At 72.1% G+C, this 9,095-nt stretch carries 8 protein-coding genes; 4 read left to right on the top strand and 4 right to left on the bottom strand.

Going from position 1 to position 9,095, the window contains the following annotated elements; translation table 11 throughout:
* Positions 1-34 precede the first annotated feature (34 nt).
* Positions 35-706, bottom strand: coding sequence for an AIM24 family protein (locus tag AF1_RS30200; protein WP_067807065.1), 672 nt, complete (start codon positions 704-706; stop codon positions 35-37).
* Positions 707-770: 64 nt separating this feature from the next.
* Positions 771-1,679 carry a glutathione S-transferase family protein gene (locus tag AF1_RS30195; RefSeq protein ID WP_067807062.1) on the bottom strand — a complete coding sequence of 303 codons (909 nt, stop codon included), beginning with the start codon at positions 1,677-1,679 and terminating at the stop codon, positions 771-773.
* A gap of 163 nt (positions 1,680-1,842) precedes the next feature.
* Here AF1_RS30195 and AF1_RS30190 point away from each other — a divergent pair, with 163 nt between their 5' ends.
* Entirely contained in the window at positions 1,843-2,523 is a 681-nt protein-coding gene (locus AF1_RS30190; protein WP_067807059.1) for a DedA family protein, read from the top strand.
* A 3-nt stretch (positions 2,524-2,526) separates the two neighbouring features.
* On the opposite strand, the gene AF1_RS30185 is transcribed toward AF1_RS30190, so the two are convergent.
* Positions 2,527-3,591, bottom strand: coding sequence for an NAD(P)H-dependent amine dehydrogenase family protein (locus tag AF1_RS30185; protein WP_067807055.1), 1,065 nt, complete (start codon positions 3,589-3,591; stop codon positions 2,527-2,529).
* Between the two features lie 208 nt (positions 3,592-3,799).
* On the opposite strand from AF1_RS30185, the gene AF1_RS30180 reads away from it, so the two are divergent.
* Together AF1_RS30180 and AF1_RS30175 are read left to right on the top strand one after the other, a co-directional pair.
* Entirely contained in the window at positions 3,800-4,702 is a 903-nt protein-coding gene (locus AF1_RS30180) for an SDR family oxidoreductase (RefSeq protein ID WP_067807052.1), read from the top strand.
* Between the two features lie 4 nt (positions 4,703-4,706).
* Positions 4,707-5,504, top strand: a complete 798-nt coding sequence (locus tag AF1_RS30175) for an enoyl-CoA hydratase/isomerase family protein (RefSeq protein ID WP_067807047.1) — start codon at positions 4,707-4,709, stop codon at positions 5,502-5,504.
* A 116-nt stretch (positions 5,505-5,620) separates the two neighbouring features.
* Here the strand turns inward: AF1_RS30175 and AF1_RS30170 are convergent, their stop codons facing one another.
* Entirely contained in the window at positions 5,621-6,463 is an 843-nt protein-coding gene (locus AF1_RS30170) for a sirohydrochlorin chelatase (RefSeq protein ID WP_067807069.1), read from the bottom strand.
* A 389-nt stretch (positions 6,464-6,852) separates the two neighbouring features.
* On the opposite strand from AF1_RS30170, the gene AF1_RS30165 reads away from it, so the two are divergent.
* The coding region (locus tag AF1_RS30165; protein ID WP_157419352.1) for a sensor histidine kinase at positions 6,853-9,095 on the top strand (2,243 nt) is incomplete at its 3' end.

Here is a 9,095-nt window from a genome sequence, read left to right as displayed (position 1 = left end):
TCGTCGCGTGGCTTGGGGGCGGCGGCTGGGGTGGTCAGTGGGTGTGGGGGGCTACGGTGGGGCCTTCGCTGGCCTGGACTAGGACGAAGCCCTGGCCCTGGTAGGCGAGCTGCATGGCCTCGCCGCTGCCGCGGCCGATGAGGGCGGAGGCCTTGAAGGTGCGGTTGACGCCGACCTGGAGGCTGGTGCTCCATGCGACGGCGGACTGGCCGTCCGCGAAGGTGGGGGCGCGGCCGCAGTCGAGCATGACGGGCGTGCCGTGCGTGGTGAGGGCGACCCAGCCGGTGCCCTGCAGGGTGGTGTTGAACAGGCCGCCCGCGGCGATGCCCGCGCCCTGGACGCGCTGGATGTCGGACTGCAGGTGCGAGTCGTAGGCGAGGATGTTCCTGCCGTTGACCGTGATGCCCTCGTTCTCCAGGTAGAACAGGTGGATGTCGTCGGCGTCGTTGGCGACGAACAGCAGGCCCTGGCCCTTGACGCGCATGAGCGGGACGCCCTCGCCGGTCAGCGCCTTCTTCATGAACTTGCCGAGACCGCCCGCGCCCTCGTAGTCGAACTCCATCTGGCCCTGGAAGGCGACCATGGAGCCCTGCCGGGCCAGCACGTCTCCGTTCAGGTGGATACGGAGCATCTTGGAGTTCTGGAGGGCGAAGTGGCCGGGGAGCTGCTGGCCCTGGTCGAGGTTGCCGAAGAACTGGCTGCGCATGGGTCGGGTCATGCCTTTCGTGCGGATTACTGGGAGATCCGCCAGCATAACGAGCCGGGCGGGGTCAGCGGTCTCGATCGTGTGGAGCGGTCCAGTCCAGGAGCGGGCCCTTGGGGACGACGCCGGACGGGTTGATGTTGCGCTGCGTCACGTAGTAGTGGCGCTTGATGTGGTCGAAGTTCGTCGTCTCGCCGAACGCCGGGATCGAGTACAGGTCGCGTGCGTAGGCCCAGAGGTTCGGGTAGTCGGTGAGGCGCCGCAGGTTGCACTTGAAGTGCGAGTAGTAGACGGCGTCGAAGCGGGCCAGCGTGGGGTAGAGGCGGACGTCGGCCTCGGTGAGGTCGTCGCCGAACAGGTAGCGGCCGGTGGAGAGGCGCTCTTCGAGCCGGTCGAAGGTGGCGAAGAGAGCGTCGAACGCCTCCTCGTAGGCGTCCTGGGCGGTGGCGAACCCGGCCTTGTAGACCCCGTTGTTGACGGTCGTGTAGACGAGGTCGTTCAGCTCGTCGATCTCGGGGCGGAGCGCCTCCGGGTACAGGTCGGGCGCGTCCTCGCGATGGTGGGCGGTGAACTCCGTCTCGAACATCGTGGTGATGTTCGGGAAGTCGTTGGTGACCAGGCGCTCGGTCTCGGTGTCCCAGATGCACGGGACGGTGTAGCGGCCCCGGAACGAGGGGTCGGTGGACAGGTACAGCTCGGACAGGAAGACCGCGCCGGTGACAGGGTCGCGGTCGGGGAACCGCCAGCCCCGCTCGTCCCGGATGGGATCGACGACGCCGACGCCGATCGCGTCCTCCAGGCCGAGGAGCCGCCGGACGATCAGGGTCCGGTGCGCCCACGGGCAGGCGTAGGAGACGAACAGCCGGTACCGGCCGGGCTCGGCGGGGTACCCGGAGGAGCCGTCCGCCGTGATCCGCGCGGTGAACCGGTTCGCCTGCCGGACGAACCGGCCCTCCTCGACCTCCTGAACGCTCATGGGTGCCTCCTTCGGGGGATCTTCCGGGAACCTCGCGGCTACGATGACCGTCTGTAGCTAGTGTCGGCGGCCGATGTCGAACGGCTGCGACGCGGTCCCCGTCGGGGGTGGGACGCTCCCCGCCACCCGGCGAAATCCGAGACGGCAACGAGATGGCAGGTCCATGCTCGAACAATTCAGCGCCCTGGTCAACGGGCTGCCACCCGCGATGATCTACCTCGTCATCGCGGCGCTGGTGTTCGCCGAGGCCGCGCTGTTCGTCGGATTCGTGTTCCCCGGCGAGACCGCGATCGTCGTCGGCGGCGTCCTCGCCAGCCAGCATGTGCTGTCACTGCCGCTGCTGCTGGTCATCGCGGTGGTCGCGGCGGTCGTCGGCGACTCCGTCGGCTACGAGATCGGCCGCAAGTACGGGCCGCGGCTGCTGGACGTCAAGGTGATGCGAAAACACCGGGCCAAGGTCGCCGGCGCGCAGGACCTCATCCGCCGGCGGGGCGCGTTCGCGGTGTTCATCGGCCGGTTCACCGCGCTGCTGCGGGCGCTCATGCCGGCGCTGGCGGGCAGTTCGCGGCTGCCGTACCCGAAGTTCCTGCTGTTCAACTTCATCGGCGGCGTGACGTGGGTGGTGACGTTCACACTCGGCGGCTACTTCGCGGGTGCCGCGTTCGAGCACGCGGCGAAGCTGGCCGGCCGGGGCCTGGCGATCGGGCTCGCGGCGGCGGCCGTCGTCGCGCTGGCGGTGTGGAGCATCCGCAGGCACCGCAGGGAGGCCCGCGAGGAGACGGAGGCCGAGGCGCGGGCCGAGGAGGACGACGGGGAACCCGCTCCCGCGCGGCCCCTCCGATAGCGGTCAGACCTGCATGCGGCCGCTGATCACCGGCAGGTCCAGGTACGTCCGGATGCCGGGGTCGGCGGCGCACACGGCGGGGACGGAGTTCAGCGCGTGTGCCGCCGCCGCAGAGATCGCGTCGCAGATCAGCTCCTCGCCCGCCGTCATCGTGAGCGGGGGGCGGCCGTCGACGCGAAGCGAGTACCCGGGGCGCCCCCACTCGTCCGACATCCGCGCGGCGTTGGCCTTGTGCACGATCTCGACCGTGATCACGGGACGCCCGGCGGCCAGCCCGCTGAACGTCCAGCGGGCCGCCGCGACCGTGCCCCGCGGGATCGGCCCGGCGGCGGTGGTGAGGTCGGCGCCGGCGAGCCGGTAGTCGACGTCCACGTCGATCTCGTCCAGGTCGACGCCGAGGCCGGCCGCGACCAGGTGCAGGCTCTCGGCGAACATCGCCCGCATCGCGGCGCGGTTGGGCCGCAGCGCGCGCTGGTACGCCTCCTCGGTCTTGCCGAAGCCGAGCATCTCGTGGACCATCCGCCAGGACGGGTGCCTGGCGAAGTCGGAGCACTCCCGGGCGTACACGTGGGTGATCCGCCGGGACAGCCGGGTCAGGACGAGCGGCATGACGTCCGCCATGAAACCGCCGCTGACCCCGGTGCCGTGCACGGACGTCCCGCCCCGCTTGCAGGCCTGTTCGAGTTCGCCGGCGAACTGCGGGCCCTGCGCCCGCGGGTAGACGAGCCCGCTGAGGGAGATCAGGTTCTTGCCGGACGCCAGCAGTGCGCAGATCGTGCCGAGTTCGGCGAACCGGTCGTGGACGGGGCTCGGGGCGTAGATCACGCAGTCGGCGTCCAGGGCGAGGATCTCGCCGATGTCGCGGGTCGCGTGGACACCGATCGGGGCCCGTCCGGCGAGGGCCCCGGCGTCGGCGCCCTCCTTGGCGGGGGTGTGCACCCAGACGCCGGCGAGCTCCATGTCATCGCGGTCGAGGACGCCCCTGATCACGCTGCGTCCGATCGCGCCCGTCGCCCACTGCACGACGCGGTGGCGGCGGCCGGTGGCCGGCGCGTCGGCGCGGATCATCGGACGGGACCTCCGTTGCTCCTCACGGCTTCGAAGGAGACTACGCGGCAGCTCCGGTGGAACGCGGCATTTGCCGCTACTTCCTCGTCATCCATGGTACGCGGGGGACCCCGGTGCGCCGCGGCCGAGCGTGATTCGGTTTAGTGGTACCACTTGGCGACCCCGGATGATTACCTGGGGGCAGGCCCCACGATGTGAGGAGAAGCGAATGTCGGAACTGCGCTACGACGGCCGGGTCGCGGTCGTGACGGGGGCCGGCCACGGCCTCGGCCGGCAGCACGCCCTGGAACTCGCCGCGCGCGGTGCGAAGGTCGTCGTCAACGACCTCGGCGGAGACCGGTCCGGTGCCGGCGCCTCCGCCGGTCCCGCCGAGGAGGTCGTGGCCGAGATCAAGAAGAACGGCGGCGAGGCCGTCGCGAACCCCGACAACGTCGCGACCCCCGAGGGCGCGCAGGCCGTCATCAAGACCGCACTGGACGCGTTCGGCAAGATCGACATCATCATCAACAACGCGGGCATCCTGCGCGACAGGTCGTTCAAGAACATGACCGTGGAGGAGTTCGACGCGGTCATCGCCGTCCACCTGCGCGGCTCGTTCCTGGTGAGCAGTGCCGCGTGGGCGCACCTGCGCGAGCAGGGCTACGGCCGGATCGTGAACACCTCGTCCCCGGCGGGCCTGTTCGGCAACTTCGGCCAGGCCAACTACTCCACGGCGAAGATGGGCCTCGTCGGGTTCACCAAGACCCTCGCCCAGGAGGGCGCGAAGTACAACATCAAGGCCAACGCGATCGCGCCGGTCGCCTGGACCCGGATGACCGAGGACCTGCTGCCCGCCGACTTCGCCGCCAAGCTCGGCGTCGACCAGGTCACGCCGCTGGTCGCCTGGCTCGTCCACGAGTCCAACGAGGACTCCGGCGAGGTCTACACCGTCGGCGGCGGCCGGATCGCGAAGATCTTCGTGGCGGAGGGCCCCGGCTACGGGCAGCGGGAGACGCTCTCGGTCGAGGACGTCCGGGACAACTGGGCGGCCGTCAGCGCGAACGAGCCGCTGACGGTGTTCGGGAGCGTGGGCGAGCAGATGGGCCCGCTGATCCAGCAGCTCACCTCCTGAGCCGTTGGCCGGGATCAAGCTCGACCGGCGGGACGGGGTGCTCACCATCACCCTGTCCCGGCCGGAGCGCCTGAACGCCGTCGACGGCGCCCTGACCGAGGAGATGCTCGACGTCCTGGGCGAACTGGCGCGCGACCCGTCCACCCAGGTGGTCGTGCTCACCGGCGAGGGCCGCGGGTTCTGCTCCGGGATGGACATCCAGGGCGGCGATCCGGGCGGGGAGAGCACCGAGGGCCGCGTCCAGCGGCTCTACCGGAGCATCGCCCGCGGCGGCGAGGTCACCGCGCGGCTGCGGGAGATCCCGCAGCCGGTGATCGCGGCGCTGCACGGGCCGGTCGCGGGCATGGGCGTGTCCTGGGCGCTGGCCTGCGACCTGCGGGTCGCCGACCCGACCACCCGCTTCGTCGTGCCGTTCACCGATCTCGGCCTGTCGGCCGGCGACTGCGGCCTGTCCTGGCTGCTGCCCCGGCTCGTCGGCCCGGCCCGCGCCGCCGAGATCTTCTACCGCGCCCAGCGGCTGGACGTGACCCGCGCCGACGCGCTCGGTCTCATCACCGAGATCACCGCCGAGGGCGCGGACCTGGCGGGCGCCCAGGCCCTCGCCGACGAACTGCTCGCCAAGTCCCCCTACGGCCTGCGCCGCACGAAGGAACTGCTCAACGCGTCCCTGGACGCCCCCGGCCTGCGCCGCCAGCTCGCCGCGGAGACCGCCGTCCAGACCCTGGCCTTCTTCAGCGAGGACCTGACCGAGGGCATGACCGCGGCACTGGAGAAGCGCCGCCCGGAATTCAAGAACCGCTGAGCCGGCCCAGGGGGGCGACCCCCTGGAACCCTCGTTGCGGGTCGGGCGGCCTCCGGGCGCAGCGCGCCCTCCGGCCGCCCGACCCGTGTACCTCGGCTGAGGCTCAAGCCGGTGGGTCAGTCGGCCAGGGCCGTGGAGAGTGCCTCGACGTAGCGGAGGGCGGCTAGGCGGGCCAGGGCCGGGTGAGCGCCGAGCGGAGCGGAGTGGGCGCAGCCCACGGAGGCGGCGGCGCGGGCGACCAGGGCCGCCTCCGGCTCGGGGCCGATCAGGTGCGGGGCGACCGCGATGGACGTGGCACCGGCGATGCGCAGCTGCTCGGCGGCGGCCTTGACGGACGCCTCGTCGTTCAGCGAGGCGGTGAAGACCGGGGCCGCGAGGCGGGAGGCGAGGAGCACGCCGGTGACCTCGGCCTGCCGGACGGCGGTCGCGTCCCCCGGTGTCGCGACGATGACGCCGGACGCGGCGGTCACCATCGTCATCAGCCGGATCCGGTCGGCGCGGGCGAGGCCCGCGTCGGCGAGCCGGTCGTGCAGCGCCTCGGCGATGAGCGGGTGCGGGCCGAGCGGCTCGGCGGCGACGGCGTGCACCGGCGCGCCCGCCACCGCGGCGTGGACGGCATGGTCCAGCGCCGGGTCGGGACCGGTGGACAGCGGCACCACGACCGCCGCGAGCTCGTCCCGCTCCGGCCGGAGCCCGGCGAGGACGGCGTGCAGGTTCGCCTCGTCCCCGGCCAGGTGCCCGATGTGGGCGGGCTGGCCGGTGTGCTCGATCTCGACGAGCCGGGCGATCTCGGTGGCGATCTCGGTGCCGATCTGCCGGGCGTGGCCGGAGACGGCCAGGACCAGCGCGGGGGATCCGGGGGGGAGCAGGAAGGACTCGTCGCCGCGGTGCCGGCCGCCGCGGGGGGTGCGGCGCCGTCGCGACGGCAGTGCCTCGGGTGCCTGGCTTTCGGGACTCACGGCGGGCATCGTAACGTCCTCCGGCCTGGGAGTCGGCCTCCCGTCCCGGCCGGGCGTGCCCCGCGGCCCGGTGGGGATGCCCCCGTCCCGGCCTCCGTCGTTGCCTGTATAGATCGCGGATCTCCTTCCGGTGCCGGCGCGACGCGAGCGGTGTGAAGAAGCAGAGTATGGTGCAAAGCTCCGGAGCAACAGGGGGAAATGAAGTAAATTGTCCGGATTTGCCGCTATCCCCTCCGGGTACCTCCCACAAGATCACCCAAGCCGCGGGCATCGCCGCAGGTGACACGGAATGGTGCCAATGCGTCCGAAAGGCGCCAAAGGGGTTGCGGTCCCGTCGCAGACCGCCTTTATGATCCAGGGACCCTCCGCGCCGTAACGTTCGAGGTCACATGAAATCCCCCCGTACGCGCTCGATCCGCTCGAAGGTGACCGCGCTGCTGCTCGTGCCGCTTCTCTCCCTCGTCGCGCTGTGGGGGTACGCCGCGAGCGTCACCGGCCGCGAAGCCCTCGCCCAGCGCAACTACCACACGCTCGACCGCACGTTCGCGCCGACCGGCCAGGGCGTCCTGGTGGAGCTGGGCAAGGAGCGCCGGCTGTCCGCCGTGTTCCTCAGCACGCCGCGCGCCACGGCGCCCTCCGCGCCCGCCCAGCTCACGCTGCAGCGCGGACGCGTGGACGAGGCCGTGGCCCGCTTCCGCCGCGCCGCCACCTCGGACGCCGCCCGCGGCGTCACCACCGACGAGATGAAGAGCCGCGTCTTCGAGGTGCTCGACGCGCTCGGCGGGCTCGGCGGGCTCCGGTCCGCGGTCGACGACCGGACCATCGACCGGCTGTCGGCGATCAGGATGTACGGCGGGATGGTCGACGGCATGCACCGGCTGTACGACTCCCTCGTGGTCATCAACGACTCCGCCCTCTACAACTGGACGCTGTCCACCCGGCACGCCGGACGGGCCATGGAGCTGCTGCAGCGTGAGGACGCGCTGGTCGCCGCCGCCTTCATCACGAGGGGCCGGATGACGGCGGCCGAGCACCAGCTGTTCGTCGGGATGGTGAGCGAGCAGGAGTGGCAGTGGATCAAGCAGCGGTCGCTGCTCGACCCGGCCGTCTACCGGACCGGGACCGCCCAGCTCTTCGCGTCCCCGCTGTACCAGCACTTCAAGTCGGTGGAGGGCATCGTCGCCGACGCCGATCCGCGCCGGCGGCTGCCCGTCGAGCAGGCCGACTGGCAGCAGACGGTGGAGCCGCTGGTCGCCGCGGTCAACAAGATGGTGCTCAGCAACTCCAAGCGCGCCGGTGAGCACGCGGACCGGCTCGGCATCGACGCCTACATCCGGGTCGGCATCGTCGGCGGCCTCGGCCTTGTCGCGATCATCATCTCGGTGCTGCTGTCGCTGCGGTTCGCGCGCGGGTTCGTCCGCGAGCTGGTCGGGCTGCGCGGCTCGGCCGAGGAGCTGGCCGACCGGCGGCTGCCCGGCGTCGTCGACCGGCTGAAGCGCAACGAGAGCGTGGACGTCGCCGCGGAGGCGCCGCCCCTGCACGCGGGCAGCACCACCGAGATCGCCCGGCTCGCCGACTCGTTCGCCAAGGTGCAGCGGACCGCCGTGGACGCCGCCGTCGGCCAGGCCGAGCTGCGCGCCGGCGTCAGCCGCATCTTCCTCAACATCGCCCGCCGTAACCAGTCGCTGCTGCACCGCCAGCTCACGATGCTGGACGGGCTGGAGAGCCGCGCCGAGGCCGACGACCTGGAGGACCTCTTCCGGCTCGACCACCTCACCACCCGCATGCGGCGGCACGCGGAGAGCCTGATCATCCTGTCCGGCGCCACGCCCGGACGCGGCTGGCGGCAGCCGGTGCGGTTCGCCGACGTGCTGCGCGCCGCCGTCTCGGAGATCGAGGACTACACGCGCGCGACCGTGCTCACCGACTCCGAGGACGGCCTGATCGGCTCCGCCGTCACCGACGTCATCCACCTGCTCGCCGAGCTGATCGAGAACGCGGCGACGTTCTCCCCGCCCAACACCGAGGTCCGGGTGATGGGCGAGCGGGTCGGCACCGGCTTCGTCGTCGAGATCGAGGACCGCGGCCTCGGCGTCAAGCCCGAACTGCTCGCCGAGGCCAACCGGCGGCTCGCCGAGCCGCCCGAGTACGACCTGGTCGACACCGACCAGCTGGGACTGTTCGTCGTCGCGCGGCTGGCCGCCCGGCACGACATCACCGTGACGCTGCAGCGGTCCCCGTACGGCGGCGTGACGGCGGTCGTCCTGATTTCGCACGATCTGGTCGTCCCGGCGGAGCACATGGCCGCGGGCATGCTGCCCCCGGCGCCGGCACCCGGCAGGGACGAGGACGGCGCATCCCCCCTCGACACCGTCGCCGACGGCGAGCGGGAGGGCACGATCCTGATGCCCGCGCCGCGTTCGGAGGCCGTCGTCCCACTGCGCGAGACCCCGCAGCCGGACGCGAACGGGCGGTTCACCACCCTGCCCGGCGACGAGTCGTACCGGCGCAGGCGCCGTGCGGACGAGGCCGCTGGCTCCGAGGCCGCTGGCTCCGAGGCCGCCGGCTCCGAGGTCGCAGACGGGGAGGCCGGCGGCGCGGCGGCGCAGGCGCCGCCCGAGCCGGCCGGACC

Source organism: Actinomadura formosensis NBRC 14204 (assembly GCF_001552155.1).
Lineage (GTDB): Bacteria > Actinomycetota > Actinomycetes > Streptosporangiales > Streptosporangiaceae > Spirillospora > Spirillospora formosensis.
The sequence above is the reverse complement of the archived record's forward strand: the minus strand, read 5'-3'. Positions and strand labels throughout refer to the sequence as shown.